A 23,675-nucleotide genomic window follows, 5' to 3' on the forward strand; every position below is an offset into this window, starting at 1 on the left:
CGGACTCAGTTTGTTGGGCCTGCTGGCGTTGGCCATGCTGGGTCGGGTCGATATCGACTTTTCGCTGGTGCTGGTCATAGCGACTTTTCTTTGCGGGCTGGGTTGGCTGCTGGATGTGCTGCTGACCCGTCGTATCCGTCAGCGCCATGCCCTCGACCTGGTCAAGTACGCCACGTCTCCGCTGGCGCCGGCGCTGCGGACCGAGCCCCCGCTGGTGGAATATGCACATTCCTTTTTCCCGGTACTGGCCATTGTGCTGGTGCTGCGATCGTTTCTGGTCGAGCCATTTACCATTCCGTCGGGTTCCATGTTGCCAACGCTGGAAGTTGGTGACTATATTCTGGTGAATAAATATGCTTACGGCCTGCGCCTGCCGGTGACCGGTACGGAAATTATTCCGGTTGGCAAGCCGCAACGCGGCGATATCATGGTGTTCCGGTTTCCCCCCCGGCCCACCATGAATTTCATCAAGCGGGTAATTGGCGTGCCCGGCGACCGTATCCGGACGGACGTCAACGGGGATCTGTATGTCAACGGGGAGCTGGCAACGCGGCGGCTGATCCGGCAGGAACCCGCAGTTGATCCTTGGGAAATGTATTTTGAAGAGAACCTGGGCGGCGTCAAGCACACGACGCGTCAGGAGGCCGGCAGCGAAAACCGTCGCCGGGTGCTGGATATTGTGGTGCCTGAAGGCCATTATTTCATGATGGGCGATAACCGGGACAACAGCAAGGACAGCCGCTACTGGTGTTCACAAAGCGAATTGACCGGTTGTATTTTCAATCCGGCGGACAATGCCTATTGGGGGGCCGTTCCTGACCGGATGATTGTCGGCAAGGCGGTCTATATCTGGATTCACAAGGATCCGGGCCTGAACCTGCCAACCTTTGGGCGTAACGGCCCGGTTCAATAAACCAACAATTAAAGGGGTAAACAGCATGCAGGGTCGTCAAAAAGGCATTTCCTATTGGGGTGTGGTCTTCGGTATCAGTTTTTTTGCCATGGCCATCAAGGTCGGTGCAACCATTGGTCCCATTTACCTGGACTATTACACCATGACCAAAATCATTGCCGGCCGGTTTGATGAGCCCAATATTGACGGTTTGAACACGAAGGATTTTTACCAAAGCATGCTGACGGCCATGAGCATGAACGGCATGGGTGAGCGCAAGATTGAGGACTTGATGAAAATCCGCCGCGAGGGCGATAAGATAGTCGTTGACTTGCAGTATGAGGATCGTAGGCCCCTGATGGGTAACATGGATGTGGCGGCTACTTTCAGCCGGTCATTCTCATCAGAAAATCCGAATGGCATCGAACTGGCCCCCGCAGAGGCTGAATGAACCCGAGTCCCTTGGTTTTGATGCGGAGGTTGGGCTACACCTTCCAGGACCCGACCCTGTTCGAGCTGGCTCTGACCCATCGCAGCGTCAGCGGTAACCGTAACAATGAACGCCTGGAATTTCTGGGCGACTCCATACTGGGGATGTTGGTTGCCGAATACCTCTTTCGGCAATTCCCGCAGGAAAAAGAAGGCCGTTTGACTCGCCTCCGCGCCAGTCTGGTCAATCAGGACATGCTGGCCCGTCTGGCCCGTGAGCTGCATATCGGCGAGTACCTGCGTTTGGGGTCAGGCGAACTCAAAAGCGGCGGCTTCCGCCGGGACTCCATTCTGGCCGACACTTTCGAAGCGCTGCTGGGCGCTGTTTTCCTGGATTCAGGCGATATTCGGACCTGTCGTGAATGCGTCCTGCGCTGGTATGGCGAGCATCTGGTTAATGTGCAGCAGGTTTCTCCATCCAAGGACCCCAAAAGCCGTTTGCAGGAATACCTGCAGTCCCGCCAGCGGCCGCTTCCGGTCTATCTGGTGCTGGAGGTCAGCGGCGCAGACCACGACCAGCAGTTCCGGGTGTCTTGCGAAGTCGAAGGCGAACCCCTCGTCGAAGGCGAAGGCGCCTCCCGTCGTTATGCCGAACAGGCAGCGGCAGTCATTATGTTGAAACAGCTGGGAATTGAAGCATGAGTGATGTCATTGACAGTTTTTTCGGTTCGGAACAAACCACCGCGCCGACCCCCGACTTTCGTTGTGGCTTCGTGGCCATTGTCGGGCGGCCCAATGTCGGTAAATCCACGCTGCTGAACCACCTGCTGGGCCAGAAGCTCTCCATTACCTCCCGCAAACCGCAGACTACACGGCACCGCATCCTCGGGATTGTCACGGAAGGCAATGTACAGGCGGTCTATGTGGATACGCCGGGCATGCACAAGAAGGAACCGCGCGCCATTAACCGCTACATGAACAAGGCGGCCGAATCGGCATTGAAGGATATTGATCTGGTGCTGTTTGTCGTGGATGGTCTGAAGTGGACACCCGATGATGAACTGGTGCTGGAAAAGTTGCAGCGTATTGATACGCCTGTCGTCTTGCTGATCAATAAAGTGGACTCGTTGGCGGACAAGGAAAAGCTGCTGCCGCATATTGCCGCCATCAGCGCCAAGCGCAGCTTTGTGGAGGTCATGCCGGTGTCGGCCTTGCGTGGTCACAATCTCGAATCCTTGCACGCCCTGGTCAGCCGGTTCCTGCCGTTTGCGCCCCCGCTTTATGGTGAAGACCAGATCACTGACCGTTCGCAGCGCTTTCTGGCGGCCGAAATGATCCGTGAAAAAGTCATGCGCCAACTGGGTGACGAAATCCCCTACGACCTGACCGTGCAAATTGAAAGCTTCAAAGAAGAAGGGAAGCTGCTGCGCATAGATGCCAATATCTATGTTGAGCGCGCCGGACAGAAGGCCATTGTGATCGGTGAAGGCGGGCAGCGCCTGAAGCTGATTGGTCAGGAAGCCCGGCTGGATATGGAGAAAATGTTCGACCGCAAAGTGATGCTGACGCTCTGGGTGAAGATCAAGAGCGGCTGGTCTGATGATATCCGCGCCATGAAAAGTCTGGGCTACAGCGATATATGACCGCCGGCGGCGAGTTCTGCCACGCCTTCCTGCTGCACACGCGTCCCTACAAGGAAAGAAGCCGTCTGGTGGACTTGTGGACTCTGGAGCAGGGGCGTGTCAGCGCCGTCGGACGCGCTTCTGTCCCCTTGTTTCAACCCTGCCTGGTCCGCTGGCGCGGGCGTTCCACCCTAAAGACCATGACCCACTGCGAACAGGCGGGCCTGCCTTTGTCCCTGCATGGGGAAGCGCTGTTTGCCGGCTTTTACCTCAACGAACTGCTGGTCCGCCTGCTGCCGCCGGATGAGGCGCATCCCACCCTGTTTGCCAATTATTCCGGTCTGTTGGGGACATTGGGGGTGCGCGCCACCCTGGAACCGGGATTGCGTGAGTTTGAAAAGCAATTGCTGGCGGCCATGGGTTACGGCATAACTTTTGATCAGGATGATGACGGGCATCCGTTACAGGCCGGGCAGTACTATCGCTTTGAGCCGGGAACCGGCATGGTGGCGTGTGCGGAAGGATGGACTGCCGATATACTGCAAGCTATTGCTGTTGCTGATTACGCCCGGGATGAAACCCGGATGGCCGCACGACAAATCATGCGTCGGGCGCTGGCCGAGCATCTGGGCGACAAACCGCTGAAAAGCCGGGAATTGTGGATGAGGACCAAAAATGAGCATTCTGCTGGGCGTTAATATTGATCATGTCGCCACCCTTCGTCAGGCGCGCGGCACCCGTTATCCTGAGCCATTGCATGCCGCCTTGCTGGCCGAGGAGGCCGGTGCTGACGGCATTACCCTGCACCTGCGAGAAGACCGCCGTCACATCCAGGAACGTGATGTCCGTTTGCTGAAGCAAATGCTGCAAACACGTATGAATCTGGAAATTGCCGTCACGGACGAGATGCTGGCCTTTGCCGAGTCCGTGCAGCCCGAGCATGTCTGTCTGGTTCCCGAGCGTCGTGAGGAACTGACCACGGAAGGGGGTCTTGATGTTGTAGGCCAAATGGAGCGTATCGCCGCCGCTTGCGATCGCCTGGGCTCAGCCGGAATGGATGTTTCCCTGTTCATCGACCCGGACACTGTGCAGATTGAGGCGGCTATCGCCTGCGGCGCGCCGACCATTGAATTGCATACCGGAGCATATGCGGAAGCCACTGGCAGCCGTCAGGAGTTGGAACTGCGACGCATTGTGGAAGCTGTGAGGCTGGCTCAGGGGCGTATCGTGGTGAATGCCGGTCACGGCCTGCACTATCATAATGCAGCCGCCATTGCCGCCATTCCCGAAATTCACGAACTGAATATCGGCCATGCCATAGTGGCGCATGCGCTGTTTGTCGGCTTCAAGGATGCCGTGCGGGAGATGAAAGAACTGATATTGCGAGCGCGAGGCTAAGCTATAGGCGCGCATTTTCTTTCATGTATAACAATAAGAAAATGAGATAACTTCATGTTTGACAAGAAAATGCCTGAAGCATGGCGTGTGTTGCGGATCCAGTCCGAGATTGTGGACGGCATTGAACATCTGATTCGCATCGAACATGCCGTCAATATCTTTGGCAGCGCCAGACTGCCGCCTGAGTCCCCGTGGTGTCGTTCGGCGGAGGAGTTGGGTGAGCGCTTGTCTCGGGTTGGGTTGGCCGTCATTACGGGCGGCGGACCCGGAATCATGGAGGCAGGCAACAAGGGGGCTTTCCAGAAAGGGGCCCTGTCGGTCGGCCTGAATATCACTCTGCCTAATGAGCAAAAGCCAAATCCTTATCAGGATATCAATCTCAGCTTTCGATATTTCTTTGTCCGAAAATTCCTGTTCTTCAAACACGGGATAGCCTTTGCCATTTTTCCAGGCGGTTTCGGCACCATGGACGAGTTGTTCGAAGCATTGACGCTGGTCCAGACCGGTAAAAGCGATCCGTTCCCCATTGTGCTGGTGGGCAGGGATTATTGGCAGGGTTTGATGGACTGGATGGAAAAAACGATGCTGGGGACGGGCTGTATTGACCGCAGTGATTTGTCATTGATATCGATCGTCGATACGGCGGAAGAAGCGGCGGCGATCATCATCGCACACTATTACCGGCACATCAGCATGCAGGTAGGGACGTAATGGAGCTCAGGATTTCACTTGCGGATCAGCGGATGGAGTTGCTGAACGAGGAGGGCGAGGCGGTTCAGGCCTGGTCCGTGTCAACAGCTGCCAAAGGGGCCGGAGAGCTGGCGGGCAGCTACCAAACGCCACGGGGCAGGCACCTCATTCGCGCCAAGATTGGCGCAGGCTTGCCGCTGAATACCGTTTTTCGCGCCCGGCGGCCCACCGGGGAAATCTACACGCCGGAACTGGCTTTGGCGCATCCCGGACGCGACTGGATTCTGACCCGAATCCTGTGGTTGTCCGGTCTGGAGCCGGGGCATAATCGCTTGGCTAACCGCGACACCATGCGCCGTTATATTTATATCCATGGCACCCCGGACACTGAACCCATGGGGGTTCCGGCCTCCCATGGCTGTATCCGTATGCGCAATGCCGATCTGGCTGACCTCTTTGACCGGGTGCCGGTTTATACAACGGTGCTGATTGTGGAAAGCTGAGAACGGGCAGACCGGATGCGTTGTTCCTCTGGGGCGGCGGTTGGATGGGTTTGTTTATGTTTGGGTTTTTTTTGGGCAGTTATAATGTTTTCGTCATTATTGATTTGACACGCTAGTCAAACAATCTATAATGCCCCACACCGAAACGATGCGGGTGCTTAGCTCAGCCGGGAGAGCATCGCCCTTACAAGGCGAGGGTCGTGGGTTCGATCCCCTCAGCACCCACCAAGTCACGTATCGTTCTACCAAATTCGCAGCGGTAGTTCAGTCGGTTAGAATACCGGCCTGTCACGCCGGGGGTCGCGGGTTCGAGTCCCGTCCGCTGCGCCATACATGAAAGCTCAAGAGGGTGACACCTGGGGTTTTCGGGTTCAAAGCTGTAGGTTGTAGATTTACCAGATTCGCAGCGGTAGTTCAGTCGGTTAGAATACCGGCCTGTCACGCCGGGGGTCGCGGGTTCGAGTCCCGTCCGCTGCGCCATTACGCAAAAAGCCACTGAGTGAACCTCAGTGGCTTTTTTGTATTTGGAGTTTGGATGGCTTTTGCGCGTAAGTTGGAGTTCTGATGGCAAACGTGTGGCCTCTTGTGGGCGGTGGTGCGTTAATCGGCTTGGCAGCAGCCTTGTTGATGGCGTTAACTGGACGCATTGCCGGTATCAGCGGCATCTATGGCCGTTTGATTGGCGGTGACATGGGTCGGGGAGGCTGGCAGTTGTTTTTTATGGCTGGCTTGATTTTACCGGTGTTTCTGATGCCTCGGCCGGAGCTGACATCGCCGGTAGCGGCTTACGCTATGATCCTGGCGGGGTTGCTGGTGGGGCTGGGGACGCGTATCGGTTCGGGCTGCACCAGCGGACACGGCGTCTGCGGTATTGCCAATTTCTCATGGCGGTCGCTGGTCGCGACCCTGATGTTTATGTTCAGTGCAGCAGTGACGGTGTTTGTCATTCGCCATGTGTTGGCCTAACGACCATGAACCGGAGGTTGTCGTGAAAATTCCTCAAGCGCTTGTTGCCTTGTTGAGCGGTGCATTGTTCGGCACGGGCTTGATCCTGTCAGGTATGACCAACCCTGCCAACGTTCTGGCGTTTCTGGATGTGGCCGGGGCCTGGAATCCTGCACTGGCCGTTGTCATGGCCACGGCTATTGCCGTGGCATCACCGGTGTTTTATCTGATCCGCCGTCGCGGTCGCAACCTGGCTGGTGAGGCTGTTTCGCTGGCTAACCGCCGGCCCGTTGATGCGCCGCTGGTGATCGGCAGCCTACTGTTTGGGATCGGTTGGGGCATTTCCGGCATTTGTCCCGGTCCCGGTCTTATTATCGCGGCCAGCGGTGTGCCCTTTGCCATCCTCTTTGTCGGTGCCATGACCATTGGTATGTGGCTCAGTCGCTTCTGGCCTGACCGCAGCGGCAGTGAGCAAGAGGGCTGACCCTCCGCTTAAAACAAGGCCATCTGCTCCTCGCCGCGAATCGGCTTGCGGGACGGGTCGCGCTGCTCCCACCATAGCCGCGCCATGACCAGCGCCTCTTCTTGGGAGCCTGCCTCCTGTAAGCCTTGCAGCGCCAACGCCAAGGTCCCGATCACCGCCATTTCTCCATACTCGTGCGGACGTTCGCCACGCCAAACAGCCAGGAAATCTGCCAGCTCCAGGGTTTCTTCAGCCTCGTGACGTTCATCAAACAGCATCGGCCATTCATCTTCGTACAATTCGCCGTTCCGAATGCCTTTCACCAGGCAGCGCCCATCCGGATTGCGCTCAAACTCACCGCCTTCACCCTTGATCACCATGCTGTTGTCATACCCGAGCAAGGCGGCGGCTTGCTGATGCGACTCGCGATAGGCGGGATGAAAAATGGCCTGAAGGGTGCAGCGCGCATTCAGGGGATTGATCAGGCGGGACAGGGTGTGAACCGGCGAGCGCAGGCCCATGACATTACGCAACTGGATCAGTTCATCCAGAGGAGGACATAACGCACGCAGCGGCAGGTAAGCAAACTGATATTGCTGTAACTGGATTTCCACTTGCGCCCAGTGCTGACAGACCGGAAAGCCCAAGGCGGGCAGTACATGCTCGGTATACAGACGGTTGACGGTGTGGCCGCTGGCGCCGTGCATGAACACCCGCTTGCCATGCTGCGCCAGCACCAGCGCAGCCAGCAGGAACCACGGGAAATGCTTGCGCTTGCCGGCGTAGGATGACCAGTCCAGATCCACCGCAATTTCCGGGGAAGGAACCCAGTCACGAACCGCACTGACAAAACCGGCCAACTCCTCGCAGGACTCTTCCTTGACCCGCAGCAACATCAGGAAAGCACCGGTTTGTACATCCAGCGTTTCCCCGTCCAGAATCATTCGGAAGGCGTCACGGGCCTCTTCAAAGTTCAGAGAGCGGCTGCCGGTCTTGCCTTTGCCGACAATGCGGACATATTGGGCGAAGGGGTGCTCGGCATCCTTGTAGATATTTTTCATGACCATGACGGGTTCGTCTCAAATACAGTTCGGAGGTTTGGGCAAACCGGCAAGCCGGGCAATGGTGCGGGCCTGGGTTCCGCCGCCAAACAATTGCATCAGGTAGATACTGGTGGCCTTTTCCGGCCCCAGAGTTTGCGCCAGATATTTCAACAGCGGGCGGGTTGCCGGTGAACGTTGAAAGCGGGCATAAAACTCCCGCGCCGCCTCCAGGACCTCCCGGTGACGGCCATCCAGCGTCAAGCCCTGCTGTGCTGCCAGTATCCCGGCGATTTCCGGTGTCCATGAGCCGGGGTGAAGCAAGTGGCCGTCTTCATCGACGGCAGGCTCAGCTCCAGCTAAGACTTCGTTCATGCTGTTCACACAGGCGGATCACGGTGGCGTAATCAACCAACGCAACGCGATTGCTGGGCGAGAAACCGCTCGCGGCTACGTCGGCATGCAGCGCCAACAGCCTTCCGGAAAGATCGGGAAGGGTGGTCAGGCTGTATATGCCGCTCCCCATGAATAATATACTGTCATCAGCCGAAGCTGCCGCCCTGAGTTGTGCGGTGAGTTCTGTTCGGCCGGACAAGTTGACGGATACCAGATGCAGGGTGCTCATCAAAACCTCAGGACAGGGGAGTGTTCGGCCAATAGTGAGAGAAGTTCCGTGCGTGCTATCGATCGAACGGGCAAGACCAGTTGAGCAGCCGACAATCCTCGACTGTCCAGGCTTTCCTGCTCCACCAAAATGTTTTCAACATCATAAAGCGGCAGCGCTTCCAATTGTGCGGCCAGGGACTTGCATCCAAAGGCGGCCGGCTCCTGAGGGCCAACCAGTTGCCACACGCCGTCCCCATGGAACAGCACGGTGGGGTTCTGGCCGAAAGCGGCGCTGACCAGCAGCGCGTCCAGCAGTTCGGCAGCGGCATGGCCGTCAAACGGGGCACGATGTTGGATAAAGAGGGGGCTTGTCATGGGTTCATCCTGCCAGCGTCAATACCCGGTCCGCCCCGGCCATGGCTTCGGTCAGTTCCCCGAGTCCGGCCAGTCGGAAGGCGGGGTTCAGGCTGTCACCGTCCAGTTGGTGGCGGCGGGCGTTCTCGGAATCTGTCACACCGCGACGCATGGCCGCCGCCACGCACACCGGAAGCTCCATCCCGTTTTGCACCGCTAGCTCCGCCCAAAGCTGACCCAGCACCGGTTCATCCTGCGCCAAAAACCGTAACCGGCCGGCGGTGATGACGGCATCGCCGTAAAAGAACAATTGCACCTTATGCCCGGCAGCCAGCGCGGCCTTGCAGAGATGATATGCATGCCAGGCACCGGGTTGATGGGGTGCGGCAGTAATTAACAAGACAAAGCGCATGGAGTCACTATCATCGCGGGCTGGTTTGCGCCGGCCAATCAGGTTAGGCTTGAGGTTTTGTGTGCCGGGAAAGGCCAGCGGATGCGGCCATAGTCGGCTTGTCAATAATAACAAGGTTGAGGAAGAGATATGCAGCCTTATTTGCTCAGTTTGGATCAGGGAACCACCAGTACCCGCGCCATTATTTTCAGTTTGCAGGGGCAACCGGTGGGCATGGCCCAGCGTGAACTGAAGCAGCATTTCCCGGCCGACGGCTGGGTCGAGCATGATGCGGCTGAAATTGCCGAATCGGCATTGGCCGTGTGTCGTGAAGTCCTGCAGAAAAGCGGCATTACTGCACAGCAGATTGCCGCCATTGGGATCACCAACCAGCGTGAAACCACCGTGCTGTGGGATCGCAAGACCGGCCAACCATTGCACAAAGCCATTGTCTGGCAAGACAGACGCACCGCTGATACCTGCCTGCGCCTGAAAAACAGGGGTCTGGAAAGCACGATCCAGCAAAAAACCGGCTTGTTGCTGGACCCTTATTTCTCCGCGACCAAGCTGGCCTGGCTGCTGGACAACGTAGCTGGCGCCCGCGCCCGCGCAGAGAAAGGTGAACTGGCGTTCGGCACCATCGATACCTGGCTGATATGGATGCTGACCGGCGGCGCCAGGCATGCGACCGATGCCACCAATGCCGCCCGAACCCTGTTGTTCAATATCCACACGCAGGAATGGGATCGGGAGTTACTTGATATCTTCGGTATTCCGGCTTCGCTGCTTCCGGAAGTGCAGGATTCTTCCAGTGATTTCGGTGCAACCCTGACGGCGCATTTCGGCGCTCCCATCCCTATTGGCGGGGTCGCCGGTGATCAACAGGCGGCGCTGATCGGGCAGGCGTGCTTCAAGCCCGGCATGGTCAAGAGCACCTATGGAACCGGCTGTTTCATGGTAATGAATACCGGCGAAGAGGCTATCCAGTCCAAACACCGTTTGCTGACCACAGTGGGGTACCGCTTGAATGGCAAAGTCACCTATGCTCTGGAAGGCAGTATTTTTGTCGCCGGTGCGGCTGTGCAATGGCTGCGTGACGGGATTCAGCTGATCAAGCAGGCAGGCGATACCGAGGCGATTGCCGAGGAGACGGTGGACAGCCGGGGAGTATATCTGGTGCCGGCTTTTACCGGTCTTGGTGCTCCATATTGGGACCCGCATGCGCGTGGTGCGATTTTCGGCTTGTCCCGCGACACCGGCATTGGCGAAATTGTCATTGCTGGTCTGGAGGCGGTCTGTTTTCAGACACGCGACCTGATGGAGGCTATGAAAAAGGATGGCGCCGGTCATTTTCAGGCGTTACGGGTGGATGGCGGCATGGCCGTCAATAACTGGCTGATGCAGGCATTGTCGGATATTGTGGGGGTCAGGGTCGACCGGCCGGAAGTCACTGAAACCACGGCCATGGGTGTGGCTTGGCTGGCCGGAATGCATGTCGGGAAATTTGCCTCCCTCGATGCGATTTCCGATTTGTGGCATTGCCAGCGGGAATTCACGCCGCGCATGAATATGGAAAAGCGCGAGAAGATGTATGCGGGCTGGCTGGATGCGGTGCAGCGGGTAGCCTCAAAGACGGTTTGAACCCTGCGGCCGGAGAAATTAATCTCCGGCCACAAATCCGGTTCAAGGTGCGGTTGTGATGTAGCAGCCCGAGCTGACCACTTTCGAGACGACCTCCGTCTTCTCGTCCTTGACTTCATCGGTTACACCGGCAAGCAACAAACCGGCGGAGCCGTAGCCCGCAAAGAGTGATTTTTTAGACTCGATGGAACTGCGGGCCTGCAAATATTGCGTAACCAGAATGCCGGCGCTGTTAAATGTCTGGATGCGGGTGTCCTCATTGCCACCGTCAAATTTCTGGCTGTACACCGTAACACCGCTCTCTGCAATCGTGATCAAGCCGTCACTACTGACCGTGACCTTGCACTCCTTGTTTTCGATGTTTTTGCCGGTAAAGGTTCCGGTGAGTCCAAGCAAGTCAGCTGCCACGATATTAGCGGAAATGCGGGGAATCGTGACATTGCTGGTATCAATGCCGGGTCCGACATCAGTCAGGTAGTCACCGGAATTGATGCGATTGGCAACCTTGAAAATGAAGCCGGTATAGTAAGCTTCAATATCCAGCGAGGGATTGGTGGGGTGGGTGGGAAGAATCACTCCGGTGGGATTCAGTTGAGCGGCTCTGAAATACTGTAGCGCAATTTTCAACCCGTTGGGGATATTGCCGGCGTTGTAGGTGACAGCCGTTGTATTGTTGATCAGTCCGTCATTCAGGAAGTCAGCTGACATTTCCTGCGTCCAGCGCACCGTGGCATTGGCGGTGGTACCGGTTTGTGTAGAGGCGTATTGACTAGCCGCTGTCAGCAACAGGGCATATTTGCCAGCATGTTTACTGGGAAGGGTTTCAATACTGAGGCCGGAATAATCCGTGAGTTCGTCTATCTGCAGGGGGGGCGTCAGGATGTTGTCGATATCAAAATACCGGCCGATATAGTCATTACCCTGAATGATCGAATATTTGTGGACACCGCCCATGATGCCCATGGCTATGTTAACCGCAAATTCAGTCAACGGGGTGACGGTGACAATCTGCTTGTCGGAGCTGACCAGCGTCATGGCGCGCATTGAAAAAGCCGCTGGCAAATTCTGCATGGCATTGGCCGCTTCTTCGAAGTACTTGCTGTCCGCGCCGCCAGTCACCTCAATCAGGACAGAATCGACCCCGGCAGGCACGGTCACTGTCGCCTGCCCGTTGACGGTGACGGCCGAGCCGATAATGCTGCCATCCAGGCGCTTCACCGTTACATTGGCCTTGTCGACATAACCCATAGCCGGTTTGATAATCAGGTCGTGCGGAGTCGCTACGGGCGTGGTGGGAACCCCCGAGCCGCCACCCGAAGATTTGTCGCCGCCACCGCAGGCGGCCAGCATAAGGGTCATCAGGGTCAGCGCGGTCGGATGCAGTCTCACAATCGGACTCCGTTTTTGTCGGTTATGTGGTTATTGTTGGTAGCCGTTAGCCCGAACATGTTATCACAAACAACGGTCAGGGGATTCACCCGCCCCAAAAGGCATGTATGAAAGCTGTTATTGAAGATGGCCTTTGCCGCATACCGGTGTCAACTCCCGCCTGTCAGCAGGAACTCCATCAGGGCTTTCTGGGCATGCAAGCGATTTTCCGCTTCATCCCAAACCACGCTGCGGGAGTCTTCCAGCATGTCTTCGGAAATTTCCTCACCCCGATGCGCCGGCAGGCAGTGCATGAAAAGGGCATCCGGAGAGGCCAGATCCATGAGGCGCGGGTTAACTTGATAAGTGGCGAAACGGCGCTTGCGGATACTTTGCTCGGCTTCCTGCCCCATGCTGGTCCAGACATCGGTGGCGATCAAGTGTGCACCGGCGGCGGCATCCTCGGCCGTTTTTACCAGCGTGGCGCAATGGGCATACTGTCGCAGTAATTCCGGATCAGGCTCAAAACCGTAGGGGCAGGCAATCTGCATGCGAAAGCCCAGTTGGTGAGCGGCGTGGATGTAGGAGTTGCACATGTTGTTGCCATCGCCAATCCAGGCGAATGTCTTGCCTTGCAGGCTGCCCCGATGCTCAATGAAGGTTTGCAGGTCGGCCAGCAATTGGCAGGGATGATGATCGTCCGTGAGGCCGTTGATCACGGGAACCCGTGAGTGGGCGGCAAAGCGCTCAATGATATCGTGGGCAAAAGTACGGATCATGACGATATCCACCATGCGCGAAATCACGCGGGCGGAGTCTTCAACCGGCTCGCCGCGCCCCAACTGCGTATCGCGCGGCGACAGGAAAATGGCGGAGCCGCCAAACTGGGCCATGCCGGCCTCAAAGGAAACACGGGTGCGCGTGGATGACTTTTCAAAAATCATGCCCAGCACTTTGCCCCGGAACGGCTCATGGATAATGCCTTCCTGCCGGAGCCGCTTCAGTTCAATGGCACGGTTCAGCACGGCCATCAACTCTTCGGGCGTGAAATCGAGTAATGTCAAAAAATGGCGAACCGCCATTGTCAGTATCCTCCAGGTCGGGTTTTGCCGGGCTCAGGCAGCCAGAAAGCGGCGGATCAGGCGCGAAACACGCAGCACAATCTCGTCCGCATCGGCGGCGCTCAGATTCAAGGCCGGCAACAAACGCACGACGCAATCGGCCGTGACGTTGATCAGCAGTTTTTCTTCATCGCGGGCCTGGGCCACCAGTTCACCGCAGGCGCGAGGCAAACGCAGGCCGATCATCAGCCCCTTGCCGTTGACCTGCACCGGCAGGTCGGCCAGCGCTTCACGGAAACCGGACATCATGCGTTCGCCCATGACGGCGGCATTTTCTATCGGTCCTTTCTGCAGTTCCTGCACCACGGTCAAGGCGGCGCGACAACCCAGCGGGGTGCCGCCGTAGGTTGAACCATGGTTGCCGGGGTGGAACAGATCGTTGGCCTTGCCGCTGACAAGGCAGGCGCCAATTGGAAAGCCGTTGCCCAGGCCCTTGGCCGTGGTCAGGACATCGGGCCGGATAGCGGTGTGCTGATACGCAAAGTATTTGCCGGTGCGACCGTTGCCAGTCTGGATTTCGTCGAGCATCAGCAGCAGGTCGTGGCGATCACACAGTGCGCGCAAGGCTTCCAGATAGCCGGACAAACCGGCTGCCGGGGGACGCAGGCCGCCTTCACCCTGAATCGGCTCCACCAGAATGGCGACGATATCCGGATTGGCGACAATGGCGGCCTCCACGGCAGCAACATCATCAAACGGGACACGGGCGAAGCCTTGCACCAGCGGCTCAAAGCCGGTCTGCACTTTCTTGTTGCCGGTGGCGGACAATGTGGCCAGGGTGCGGCCGTGGAACGAGTTTTCCATGACGATGATGGCGGGGACTGCTACATTCTTGCGGTGGCCGAACATCCGCGCCAGCTTGATGGCGGCCTCATTCGCTTCGGCGCCGGAATTACCGAAAAAGCAGAGGTCCATGCCGGACACCTGACGCAATGCCTCGCCCAGTTCTTCCTGCAAGGGAACCTGATACAGGTTGGACGTATGCACCAGGGTAGCTGCCTGTTCGGCGATGGCGCGGGCCACCACCGGATGGGCGTGACCCAGTCCGCACACGGCAATACCGGTCAGGGCATCCAGGTAGGCATCCCCGTTTGCAGTGTAAAGTCGGGACCCTTCACCCCTGACAAAGGCAATGGGCTGGCGGGCGTACGTGGGCATCAGGGCGCTGGTCATGGCAATTCGTGCGGATTCAAGCAGATGGATGGATAAAGGAACATCTTAACCAGATTACGCGTCATCAGCAATTAGAGGTAGAATACAACCCGCCAATTCCTGCCAAAAAAGGTATCCGAGATGGAAACTGAAGCTCTCATCCAGAAACAGATTGCGGAAAACCCCGTGCTTATCTACATGAAGGGGACCCCCCAGTTCCCGCAGTGCGGTTTTTCCGCCCGTACGGTGGAGGCTCTGATCCAGATTGGCGCACCCTTCGCCTATGTCAATATTCTGGAAAATCCGGATATTCGTTCCACGCTGCCCCGTATCGCCAACTGGCCGACCTTTCCGCAACTGTGGATCAAGGGTGAACTGATTGGCGGCTGCGATATCGTCATGGAAATGACCCAGAAAGGTGAGCTGGCGCCCTTGGTCAAGGAAGCCACCCAGCAACAGGATTGATGATTCTGCGGGGGGTCAAAAAAGCGTCACTTCGGTGGCGCTTTTTTCATGGACGGACTGACGGTCGGTTTTGAAGGCTCCACGGTCGGAGGGCGGTTTTCAGGGAAGGTGATAAAGCGCATAATTGTAAAGATGATCACAAAATCAGAAAGGCAACATTCTTGCTCCGAAACCAGCGCCAAATTGTGACGGTACCCATGAATCATTCGTTGCAAAAGACTCCGGATGTGGACAATGTTTTCAGCTTGCTCGAAAAGAATGGGCTGAGCGGGACATGGCTGCTGGAAGATGGTGGCTTGCATGTTCAATTTACGGAAGGCGCCTCCCGATTGCATGGCCGAGGTACTGGCAAAGTGAGATTTAGCCGGGAGGAGTGGCATGATTTATATACTCCCGCAGGAATGGAAAATCTGGAAGTCATGCTGGGTGAGCTTGCAAACGGTTCCGCCCCGGCAGCGATTGAGGTTGAGATCAGGGGGCGTGGAGAGGGAGCTTGTTCCCGTCATGTCCACATGATCGGCCAGCGCCATCCTGAATTGCCGGGGGTCCTGATCGGAGCTTGTTTCGAGAGGTCATGCTGCAATGAGTTTGAAGCTCGCGAACGTGTACTCGAGTCAAAGGTGGATGCTACGGATTTCTTTTGGCGGAATACCATCGACCGGCTGCAGGTTGGACTTTGGGACTGGGACTTTCAATCCGGGAGGGTAATCCGGTCGCCTTTTTGGCGGAAATTGCTGGACGACCCTGATGAACCGCTGGATACATGGACAACGGACTGGGAGAGAAGGATTCATCCTGATGATTTGCCAGCCTGCATTGAAGATATTCAGGCACATTTTGCCGGTCATTCCGATGTATGCAATCTGGAATACCGGCTGCTGAACCGGACCGGTGAATATGTGTGGGTTCAGGACCGCTCCCGCGTTATTGAATGGGACGAGTGTGGCCAGCCTTCCAGAATCGTCGGGATATATTTGGATATCGGGCAGGAAGTGAGCATTCGCCAGAATCTTGCTGAAAGGGATAGGCAGTTTCAGGCGGTCTTCAACTCCATGTTCCAGTTTGTCGGCATGCTGAAGCCTGATGGTAGTGTTCTGGAATGCAATCATGCCGTCTATGAGATGACCGGACTACCGCAGGGACACATGCATGGAGTGCCGCTTTGGGAAGGGGTGTGGTGGAAAAATGACCAAGTGCAGTGCGACGTAAAACAGTGGGTTTGCCGGGCGGCTGCTGGCGAATTTGTCCGACATGAAGTGGATATTATTGATCGTAACGGCATACCCCATCGGGTGGATTTCTCCATCAAGCCCGTCTATGGGGCGAACGGCGAAATACGCTGGCTGGTTACCGAAGGGCGGCACCTTAATCCAGCAGCGCCTGTCGAATCCTTGGCTCCGGTTGCCGTAAATCCTGTTGAAATCTCGGATTATCACCACGGTACAGTACTACTGGTTGATATGAATTGCACGATCCTTTCAGTAACACCTGCCTTTAGTGAACTAATCGGATATTCCGAAGAAGAACTTCTGCGGATGAACTTTGTGGAAATTACCCATCCTGATGACCTGGGCTTGGATCAAGGCTATGTGGACGGGATGTTATCCGGCGATTGTGACTATTACTCCATGGAAAAGAGGTTGGTCAGCAAACATGGCGATGTAGTGCCTGTGGATATGGAGGTAACGGTTTTGCGACGCAGCAACGGCAGTCTCCTGCACATGCTCAAGCGTATTCGTGACTTGCGTCCCGCATGGCATGAACAGACACTGCGCCGTTACTAGATGCTTAGCTGCTGCTGATGCGTCGCTTCAGGTGTTTCTGTTCAATAATCCGGGTGGCGATTTCCTCGACGGACATTTCTGAAACATCCAGGAAGGGGATGCCCTCGCGGATATAAATGGACTCGATGGCGCGCACTTCGCGCTGGACCTGCGGCGTGCTGGCGTAGCGACTGTTAGCCTTGCGCTCAGTGCGAATTATCGCCAAGCGGTCGGCGTCAATCATCAGACCAAACAGTTTCGAACGGTGTTCCTTCAGGCTTTTCGGCAGTGCTTCACTGTCGAGGTCATCTTCGGTTAGCGGATAGTTGGCGGCCCGGATGCCAAACTGCATGGCCAGATAGATGCAGGTAGGGGTTTTGCCGGAGCGTGAGACACCAATCAGGATAATATCCGCCATGTCGTAGTGCCGGGTACGCGCGCCGTCATCGTTGTCCAGGGCAAAGTGGATGGCGTCGATGCGCGTCTTGTATGTCTGGGTGTTCACGGAGTGCGATTTTCCGACGGCATTCATCGGCTTTTCACCAATCACTTGCTCAAGTTTGTCGACAAAGGTCTCGAAAACATCAAACATGCAGGCATTGGCGGCCGCTATAATGGAGCGGATTTCCCGGTCGACAATGGTGTCGATGATAATCGGCTGTATCCCATCGGCTTCCGCCACCTTGTTGATCAGCGAGACGGCTTCGCGGGCCTTTTCCGGACTGCCGATATAGGGCAGTGTATGCTGCTCGAAAGAGACATTGCCGAACTGCGCCAACAGACTGTGACCCAAGGTCTCAGCCGTGATGCCGGTTCCGTCGGAAATAAAAAACACGCTTCTTCTCATTGGCTGGCCTTTGGGGTTTGTCTGATGCGGATGGAGTCTTTATAGTAGCGGGCAGTCGCCACTGCGGGCGAGTGTAATACAGAAATCGCTGCGGACATAACCTGTCCCGGCCACAATCCGACCGGGGTGCGATCCACCCCGGCGATGACTCAACTCAGTTAGGGAGCCTCACCTTGGAAGCACTTGTTATCTGGTTTCAGCAACTTGGCAAGCATGATGTCGAACGTGTCGGCGGCAAGAACGCCTCCCTCGGCGAAATGATCAGCAACCTGTCCAATGCCGGTGTATCCGTACCCGGCGGCTTTGCTACGACCGCTCAGGCCTATCGTGATTTCCTGGAGCAAAGCGGGCTCAACAAGCGCATCCACGACGTACTGGATACGCTGGATGTGGAAGATGTGGTGCAACTGGCCGAAACCGGCAAGCAAATCCGTGAGTGGATTGTGGCGACGCCGCTGCAAGCGGATCTGGAAAAGGCGATTCGTGAAGATTTCACCAAGCTCACCGGCGGCGATGAAAATATGCCGGTCGCCGTGCGTTCTTCCGCAACCGCCGAGGATCTTCCCGATGCTTCCTTTGCCGGCCAGCAGGAAACTTTCCTCAATATCCGCGGCATCGATAATGTGCTGATTGCGGTCAAGGAAGTGTTTGCATCGCTGTTCAACGATCGCGCCATTGCCTATCGGGTCCATCAAGGCTTTGAGCACAAACTGGTAGCCTTGTCAGCCGGTGTGCAGCGCATGGTGCGTTCCGAAACCGGATCGTCCGGTGTCATGTTTACACTGGATACCGAGTCAGGTTTCCGAGATGTGGTGTTCATTACCTCGTCCTACGGTCTGGGTGAAATGGTGGTGCAGGGCGCCGTCAATCCGGATGAGTTCTACGTTTACAAGCCGACGCTGGAAGCGGGCCGCCCTGCCATCCTGCGCCGCAATCTGGGCAGCAAGGCCCAGCGGATGATTTACGGAAGCAGCGGCGTCACCGGCAAGTCCACACAGATTGTGGATGTCGACAAGGTGGATCGCATCAAGTTCTCCATTACCGATGACGAGATTGCCGATCTGGCCCGCCAGGCAATGATCATCGAGAAGCACTACGGTTCGCCGATGGACATAGAGTGGGCGAAGGATGGTGATGACGGCAAGATGTACATCGTGCAGGCCCGTCCCGAAACGGTGAAGAGCCGTCAGAATGTCGGCACCATGGAACGTTACCTGCTGAAGCAGAAAGGCACCGTGATTTGCGAAGGCCGCTCCATTGGCCAGCGTATCGGCGCCGGCCGCGTCAAGGTGGTGACATCCATCCGCGAAATGGACAAGGTTCAGGACGGCGACGTGCTGGTCTCCGACATGACCGATCCGGATTGGGAGCCGGTGATGAAGCGGGCTTCCGCCATTGTCACTAATCGTGGTGGTCGCACCTGTCACGCCGCCATCATTGCCCGTGAGTTGGGCGTACCGGCCATTGTCGGTTGCGGCAACGCCACCGAACTGCTGGCGGATGGTCAGGAAGTGACCGTGTCCTGTGCCGAAGGCGATACCGGCTTTATTTATGAAGGCATGCTGGACTTCGAGATCCAGAAGAACTCGATTGATTCCATGCCGAAGCTGTCCTTCAAGATCATGATGAACGTTGGCAACCCCGACCGTGCTTTTGACTTCGCCCAGATTCCCAATCAGGGCATCGGTCTGGCGCGTCTGGAGTTCATCATCAACCGCATGATTGGTGTACACCCGAAGGCGCTGCTCAACTACGACACGCTGCCGCGCGACATTCGCAACGCCGTGACGGCTCGCGCCGCCGGTTATGCGTCGCCGGTCGAGTTCTTTGTCGAGAAACTGGTCGAAGGCATTGCCACACTGGCTGCCGCCTTCCATCCGCAACGGGTCATTGTGCGGATGTCCGACTTCAAGTCGAATGAGTACGCCAACCTGATTGGCGGTAAGCTGTATGAGCCGGAAGAAGAAAACCCGATGCTGGGTTTCCGCGGAGCTTCCCGTTATATCTCTGACAACTTCCGCGATTGCTTTGACTTGGAATGCCGCGCCCTGAAGAAAGTCCGTGATGAAATGGGTCTGACCAATGTCGAGATCATGATTCCCTTTGTGCGGACGGTGGGTGAAGCCGAACGCGTCATCAGCCTGTTGGCGGAGAAGGGCTTGAAGCGCGGTGAAAACGGCCTGAAAGTGATCATGATGTGCGAACTGCCGACCAATGCCTTGCTGGCGGAAGATTTCCTGCAGCACTTTGACGGCTTCTCAATCGGCTCCAACGACCTGACCCAGCTGACCTTGGGTCTGGACCGCGACTCCGGGATTGTCTCGCACCTGTTTGATGAGCGTGATCCGGCGGTGAAGTTCCTGCTGTCACGCGCCATTCAGGCCTGCCGCAAAGCCGGGAAGTACATCGGCATTTGCGGCCAGGGTCCCAGCGATCACCCCGATCTGGCGAAGTGGCTGATGGATGAAGGGATTGACTCTGTGTCCCTGAACCCGGATTCGGTGCTGGATACTTGGTTCTTCCTGGCGGAGAACCACGGTTCCTGATCGAAGTTGTTACCAATAAAAAGGGGCGCATGATATGCGCCCCTTTTTATTGCCACTTTTGTAGGTCGGGCTTCAGCCCGACAATGCCTCTTTTAACTTTCCAGCTTCTCCATGACCTCGTCACTGAAGTTGGCATTGCTGTAGACGTTCTGGACATCGTCCAGATCTTCCAGCATGTCGATCAGCTTCATGATCTTCTGTGCAGCTTCAACATCCGTAATATCAGCCTGTGTTGCCGCATGCATGGTGACTTCGGCCTGATTGGCTTTCAGTCCGGCGGCGGTCAGTGCATCTTCCACGGCCCCGAAATTGTGGGCGTTGGTAATGACAATGACATTGCCGTTTTCGGTAATCACATCGTCAGCGCCTGCTTCCAGCGCCACTTCCATGATCTTGTCTTCATCACCGTTTTCAAAGGTGATTTCACCGCGCTGGGTAAACATGTAGGCGACCGAACCGCTGGTGCCCAAATTGCCGCCGCACTTGCTGAAGGCATGACGCACATCACTGACGGTGCGGTTGACGTTATCGGTCATGGTTTCCACCAGTACCGCAACGCCGTTGACGCCGTAACCTTCGTAGGTATTCTCGTGCACGGTTTCGCTTTCACCGCCGCCCGCACCACGCTGGATGGCGCGGTTGATGATGTCCCGGCTGAGATTGGAGGTCAGCGCCTTGGCGACAATGGCGCGCAAGCGGGGGTTGTCGGCCTCGGACGGGCCGCCCATGCGGGAAGCAACGGTGATTTCACGGATGTACTTGGTAAAGATCTTGCCGCGCTTGGCGTCCTGTCGATCCTTGCGGTGCTTGATGTTGGCCCATTTGGAATGACCGGCCATGACAGTCTCCTAATTGGTGCTGAGGGTGAAAAAAAGATCGCTTGGGATGTCGTCATTCCCGACCAAGCCGGGAATGACGATAAAATCCCCTTAGGACTGCGGCTGTTCCACTGCCTTTTCACGCAAGCGGATACCCAGCTCGCGCAGTTGCTTCTGGTCCACCGGGGCCGGGGCCTGTGTCATCAGGCATTCGGCGCTCTTGGTTTTCGGGAAGGCAATGACGTCACGGATGGACGTTGCGCCGGTCATCAGCATCACCAGGCGGTCAAGGCCGAAAGCCAGGCCGCCATGGGGAGGCGCGCCGTACTTCAGGGCATCCAGCAGGAAGCTGAACTTTTCATGGGCTTCTTCCTCGCCAATGCCGAGGGCTTCAAACACGGCCTTTTGCATATCAAGGTTGTAGATACGCAGGGAGCCGCCGCCGATTTCGGTGCCATTCAGCACCATGTCGTAGGCAACAGAAGTAGCGGCGCCGGGATTGGCCTTCAGCTCTTCAACACTGCCGTGCGGCATGGTGAAGGGATGGTGGACCGAGGTCCATTTGCCATCGTCCACTTCTTCAAACATCGGGAAGTCGACCACCCACAGCGGAGCCCATTCGCAGGTCAGCAGGTTGAGGTCGTGACCCAGCTTAACGCGCAGCGCACCCAAGGCATCGTTGACGATCTTGGCCTTGTCAGCGCCGAAGAAGATCAGGTCGCCGTTTTCAGCACCGGTGCGGGTAATGATTTCCTGCAAGGCGGCATCACTGATGTTCTTGATGATCGGCGATTGCAGGCCGGATTCTTTACCGTCCAGACCATTGTTGATCTTGGTCGTATCATTGACCTTGATGTAGGCCAGGCCGCGAGCGCCGTAAATGCCGACAAACTTGGTGTATTCATCGATCTTGCCGCGCGACAGTTCGTTGCCCTTGGGCACGCGCAGGGCGGCGACACGACCCTTGGGATCGTTGGCCGGACCGGCAAAGACCTTGAAGTCCACGTCCTTCAGTACATCGGCCACGTCCACCAGTTCAAGCGGAATACGCAGGTCAGGCTTGTCGGAGGCATAACGGCGCATGGCTTCGGCATAGGTCATGCGCGGGAAGGCTTCAAACTTGATGCCCATCAGTTCGTCAAACAGCTCCACAGCCATACCTTCGGTGACATTCATGATGTCTTCGTCAGACATGAACGAGGTTTCGATGTCGATCTGGGTGAATTCAGGCTGGCGGTCGGCGCGCAGGTCTTCGTCGCGGAAGCACTTGGCAATCTGGTAGTAACGGTCGAAACCGGCCACCATCAGCAATTGCTTGAACAGTTGCGGCGATTGCGGCAGGGCGAAGAACGAGCCGGGCTGGGTGCGGGAGGGCACCAGGTAATCGCGGGCGCCTTCAGGCGTGGCGCGGGTCAGTACCGGAGTTTCGACATCCAGGAAGCCATGCTTGTCGAGGTAGGTGCGGATCTTGCTGGTGACTTGTGAACGGAAGCGCATGCGTTGCAGCATTTCCGGACGACGCATGTCGAGGAAGCGGTACTTCAGGCGGATTTCTTCACCCACCTGCACGAACTCGTCATTCAAGGGGAACGGCGGAGTCTCGGAGGTAGCGAGGATTTCGATGTCCTTGCTCAGCACTTCGATTTGTCCGCTGACCATGTTGGCGTTTTCGGTGCCGGCATAACGGCGGCGCACACGACCGGTGATCTTCAGCACGAACTCACTGCGCGACTTGTCGGCCAGAGCAAAGGCTTCAGGGGTGTCCGGATCGATCACGACCTGAACCAGACCGTCCCGGTCACGCATGTCGAGGAAAATCACACCGCCGTGATCGCGGCGACGGTGCACCCAGCCGCACAGGGTCACGGTCTGGTCAATTTGGGATTCGGTCAAGCTGCCGCAGTAATGCGTACGCATCATGATAGGTTCTGCCTACACGTTGTCGTTGTTAATAAAAAGGGGACAATTATGCCTGAAACACGGCAGGGTTTGAACGGGCAAGACAGAGAAAGCCGGGGAATACCGGACAAGTCTGTTCCACCCTTGCCGCTGCTCCGGTCAGGATGCGGGTGAATTGACGGGTGAGTCCGGAATAGTGATTTCACGGAGAATCCAGTCGGTCAGTGATTCACGTTCGAAAATGAAGTTGACCGTGACAGTCGGGACGGTTTGACGGGATACCGTCATCACGAAGCGATTGATCCCGTCGTAGTGTTTGTTGATGGCAATAGTCTTGTCCGGGGAGGCGGCGTCCGGTTTGGCACTGGATTTGGGGTCAGGAATATCCGCCTGTAACAGCAGTTCCAGTCCCTCAGGTGTCACTAGCGCATCAATCATCGGGTTCAGCATGGCAGCGGCGAACATGTTGGCGAAGGCCTGCATGCCGCTGTCGGATTGGCGGCCCAGCAAGGAAGTACTGAGGCCGGCCCCCAGTGAAGCCTTGAGGCTGGAACGGACCTTTGGGTAGTCAATCCGGCGGTTCAGTTGTTCGGTGTTACGGTCATGGATCGCTGTTTCCATTCGTTCGATGGCGCGGTAGGGCGTTTGATAGATCCAGCCGCCGCCAACTGCGGCGAACAGTAAAGCCGGAATGAGGATTTTCTTCATAAGGCACTCTTAAA

The 23,675-nt window shown here is 56.8% G+C and carries 26 protein-coding genes and 3 tRNA genes; 17 read left to right on the plus strand and 12 right to left on the minus strand.

Translation table 11 applies throughout. The annotated features are described in order from the left end of the window. The first annotated feature begins 34 nt into the window (after positions 1–34). The 13 genes from lepB (at position 35) to Q7T36_RS02765 (ending at position 6,963) form a co-directional block, all read left to right on the plus strand. On the plus strand, positions 35–913 hold the full coding sequence (gene lepB / locus Q7T36_RS02705) for a signal peptidase I (protein WP_304844078.1): 879 nt from the start codon (positions 35–37) through the stop codon (positions 911–913). Between the two features lie 25 nt (positions 914–938). Next, positions 939–1,343: a DUF4845 domain-containing protein gene (locus Q7T36_RS02710; RefSeq protein WP_304843751.1), complete on the plus strand. Its 405-nt coding sequence runs from the start codon at positions 939–941 to the stop codon at positions 1,341–1,343. After that, positions 1,340–2,023 (plus strand): ribonuclease III, encoded by a 684-nt coding sequence (gene rnc / locus Q7T36_RS02715; RefSeq protein WP_304843753.1) that lies wholly within the window; start codon positions 1,340–1,342, stop codon positions 2,021–2,023. Before Q7T36_RS02710 ends, rnc begins: the two co-directional genes overlap by 4 nt. After that, positions 2,020–2,964 (plus strand): GTPase Era, encoded by a 945-nt coding sequence (gene era / locus Q7T36_RS02720; RefSeq protein WP_304843755.1) that lies wholly within the window; start codon positions 2,020–2,022, stop codon positions 2,962–2,964. Before rnc ends, era begins: the two co-directional genes overlap by 4 nt. Further along, positions 2,961–3,641, plus strand: a complete 681-nt coding sequence (locus tag Q7T36_RS02725; RefSeq protein WP_304843757.1) for a DNA repair protein RecO — start codon at positions 2,961–2,963, stop codon at positions 3,639–3,641. Before era ends, Q7T36_RS02725 begins: the two co-directional genes overlap by 4 nt. Next, the gene (gene pdxJ, locus Q7T36_RS02730) at positions 3,619–4,341 is read left to right on the plus strand and encodes a pyridoxine 5'-phosphate synthase (protein WP_304843760.1); all 723 of its coding nucleotides are present in this window, start codon (positions 3,619–3,621) and stop codon (positions 4,339–4,341) included. The genes Q7T36_RS02725 and pdxJ overlap by 23 nt, the downstream gene beginning before the upstream one ends. Before the next feature lie 54 nt (positions 4,342–4,395). After that, the gene (locus tag Q7T36_RS02735; protein WP_304843762.1) at positions 4,396–5,052 is read left to right on the plus strand and encodes a TIGR00730 family Rossman fold protein; all 657 of its coding nucleotides are present in this window, start codon (positions 4,396–4,398) and stop codon (positions 5,050–5,052) included. Continuing rightward, positions 5,052–5,534 (plus strand): L,D-transpeptidase, encoded by a 483-nt coding sequence (locus Q7T36_RS02740; RefSeq protein ID WP_304843764.1) that lies wholly within the window; start codon positions 5,052–5,054, stop codon positions 5,532–5,534. Before Q7T36_RS02735 ends, Q7T36_RS02740 begins: the two co-directional genes overlap by 1 nt. Positions 5,535–5,686: 152 nt before the next feature. Continuing rightward, a tRNA-Val gene (locus Q7T36_RS02745) sits at positions 5,687–5,762 on the plus strand. A gap of 25 nt (positions 5,763–5,787) precedes the next feature. Next, positions 5,788–5,864 (plus strand) — tRNA-Asp (locus Q7T36_RS02750). Positions 5,865–5,937: 73 nt separating this feature from the next. After that, positions 5,938–6,014 (plus strand) — tRNA-Asp (locus tag Q7T36_RS02755). A gap of 84 nt (positions 6,015–6,098) precedes the next feature. Further along, positions 6,099–6,500 carry a YeeE/YedE family protein gene (locus tag Q7T36_RS02760; protein ID WP_304843767.1) on the plus strand — a complete coding sequence of 134 codons (402 nt, stop codon included), beginning with the start codon at positions 6,099–6,101 and terminating at the stop codon, positions 6,498–6,500. A gap of 22 nt (positions 6,501–6,522) precedes the next feature. Further along, the gene (locus Q7T36_RS02765) at positions 6,523–6,963 is read left to right on the plus strand and encodes a DUF6691 family protein (RefSeq protein ID WP_304843768.1); all 441 of its coding nucleotides are present in this window, start codon (positions 6,523–6,525) and stop codon (positions 6,961–6,963) included. An 8-nt stretch (positions 6,964–6,971) separates the two neighbouring features. Here Q7T36_RS02765 and Q7T36_RS02770 read toward each other — a convergent pair whose 3' ends face one another. The 5 genes from Q7T36_RS02770 to tusD are packed head-to-tail and all read right to left on the minus strand — an operon-like array spanning position 6,972 to position 9,354. Further along, on the minus strand, positions 6,972–8,009 hold the full coding sequence (locus tag Q7T36_RS02770; RefSeq protein WP_304843770.1) for a glycosyl transferase family protein: 1,038 nt from the start codon (positions 8,007–8,009) through the stop codon (positions 6,972–6,974). Between the two features lie 12 nt (positions 8,010–8,021). Continuing rightward, positions 8,022–8,357 (minus strand): TusE/DsrC/DsvC family sulfur relay protein, encoded by a 336-nt coding sequence (locus Q7T36_RS02775; protein ID WP_304843772.1) that lies wholly within the window; start codon positions 8,355–8,357, stop codon positions 8,022–8,024. Next, the gene (locus Q7T36_RS02780) at positions 8,332–8,607 is read right to left on the minus strand and encodes a DsrH/TusB family sulfur metabolism protein (protein WP_304843774.1); all 276 of its coding nucleotides are present in this window, start codon (positions 8,605–8,607) and stop codon (positions 8,332–8,334) included. Before Q7T36_RS02780 ends, Q7T36_RS02775 begins: the two co-directional genes overlap by 26 nt. Continuing rightward, positions 8,607–8,963: a sulfurtransferase complex subunit TusC gene (gene tusC / locus Q7T36_RS02785; RefSeq protein WP_304843777.1), complete on the minus strand. Its 357-nt coding sequence runs from the start codon at positions 8,961–8,963 to the stop codon at positions 8,607–8,609. The genes Q7T36_RS02780 and tusC overlap by 1 nt, the downstream gene beginning before the upstream one ends. 4 nt (positions 8,964–8,967) lie before the next feature. Next, positions 8,968–9,354, minus strand: coding sequence for a sulfurtransferase complex subunit TusD (gene tusD, locus Q7T36_RS02790; protein WP_304843779.1), 387 nt, complete (start codon positions 9,352–9,354; stop codon positions 8,968–8,970). A 129-nt stretch (positions 9,355–9,483) separates the two neighbouring features. On the opposite strand from tusD, the gene glpK reads away from it, so the two are divergent. Then, a complete protein-coding gene (gene glpK, locus Q7T36_RS02795) occupies positions 9,484–10,974 on the plus strand; it encodes a glycerol kinase GlpK (protein ID WP_304843781.1) in 1,491 nt (496 codons plus the stop codon). A 42-nt stretch (positions 10,975–11,016) separates the two neighbouring features. On the opposite strand, the gene Q7T36_RS02800 is transcribed toward glpK, so the two are convergent. The 3 genes from Q7T36_RS02800 to Q7T36_RS02810 all read right to left on the minus strand — a co-directional run bounded on the left by Q7T36_RS02800 (position 11,017) and on the right by Q7T36_RS02810 (position 14,636). Continuing rightward, positions 11,017–12,363 carry a hypothetical protein gene (locus tag Q7T36_RS02800; RefSeq protein WP_304843783.1) on the minus strand — a complete coding sequence of 449 codons (1,347 nt, stop codon included), beginning with the start codon at positions 12,361–12,363 and terminating at the stop codon, positions 11,017–11,019. A 149-nt stretch (positions 12,364–12,512) separates the two neighbouring features. Continuing rightward, the gene (gene argF, locus Q7T36_RS02805) at positions 12,513–13,424 is read right to left on the minus strand and encodes an ornithine carbamoyltransferase (protein ID WP_304843785.1); all 912 of its coding nucleotides are present in this window, start codon (positions 13,422–13,424) and stop codon (positions 12,513–12,515) included. Positions 13,425–13,457: 33 nt separating this feature from the next. Next, the gene (locus Q7T36_RS02810) at positions 13,458–14,636 is read right to left on the minus strand and encodes an aspartate aminotransferase family protein (RefSeq protein WP_304843787.1); all 1,179 of its coding nucleotides are present in this window, start codon (positions 14,634–14,636) and stop codon (positions 13,458–13,460) included. A gap of 120 nt (positions 14,637–14,756) precedes the next feature. Here Q7T36_RS02810 and grxD point away from each other — a divergent pair, with 120 nt between their 5' ends. Next, a complete protein-coding gene (grxD, locus tag Q7T36_RS02815; RefSeq protein WP_304843789.1) occupies positions 14,757–15,080 on the plus strand; it encodes a Grx4 family monothiol glutaredoxin in 324 nt (107 codons plus the stop codon). 197 nt (positions 15,081–15,277) lie between these two features. Beyond that, a complete protein-coding gene (locus Q7T36_RS02820) occupies positions 15,278–16,864 on the plus strand; it encodes a PAS domain-containing protein (protein WP_304843792.1) in 1,587 nt (528 codons plus the stop codon). Positions 16,865–16,868: 4 nt separating this feature from the next. On the opposite strand, the gene Q7T36_RS02825 is transcribed toward Q7T36_RS02820, so the two are convergent. Continuing rightward, positions 16,869–17,690: a pyruvate, water dikinase regulatory protein gene (locus Q7T36_RS02825; RefSeq protein WP_304843794.1), complete on the minus strand. Its 822-nt coding sequence runs from the start codon at positions 17,688–17,690 to the stop codon at positions 16,869–16,871. 173 nt (positions 17,691–17,863) lie between these two features. Here Q7T36_RS02825 and ppsA point away from each other — a divergent pair, with 173 nt between their 5' ends. Continuing rightward, positions 17,864–20,236, plus strand: a complete 2,373-nt coding sequence (gene ppsA / locus Q7T36_RS02830) for a phosphoenolpyruvate synthase (protein ID WP_304843796.1) — start codon at positions 17,864–17,866, stop codon at positions 20,234–20,236. 92 nt (positions 20,237–20,328) lie between these two features. Here ppsA and Q7T36_RS02835 read toward each other — a convergent pair whose 3' ends face one another. The 3 genes from Q7T36_RS02835 to Q7T36_RS02845 form a co-directional block, all read right to left on the minus strand. Further along, positions 20,329–21,075: a YebC/PmpR family DNA-binding transcriptional regulator gene (locus Q7T36_RS02835; protein WP_304843798.1), complete on the minus strand. Its 747-nt coding sequence runs from the start codon at positions 21,073–21,075 to the stop codon at positions 20,329–20,331. 90 nt (positions 21,076–21,165) lie between these two features. Then, positions 21,166–22,974: an aspartate--tRNA ligase gene (gene aspS, locus Q7T36_RS02840; protein WP_304843800.1), complete on the minus strand. Its 1,809-nt coding sequence runs from the start codon at positions 22,972–22,974 to the stop codon at positions 21,166–21,168. 138 nt (positions 22,975–23,112) lie between these two features. Next, positions 23,113–23,661 (minus strand): DUF2939 domain-containing protein, encoded by a 549-nt coding sequence (locus tag Q7T36_RS02845; protein ID WP_304843802.1) that lies wholly within the window; start codon positions 23,659–23,661, stop codon positions 23,113–23,115. Positions 23,662–23,675 lie beyond the last annotated feature (14 nt).

The sequence above is a fragment of the Fluviicoccus sp. genome (genome assembly GCF_030646115.1).
In the GTDB taxonomy this organism is placed as follows: domain Bacteria; phylum Pseudomonadota; class Gammaproteobacteria; order Pseudomonadales; family Moraxellaceae; genus Fluviicoccus.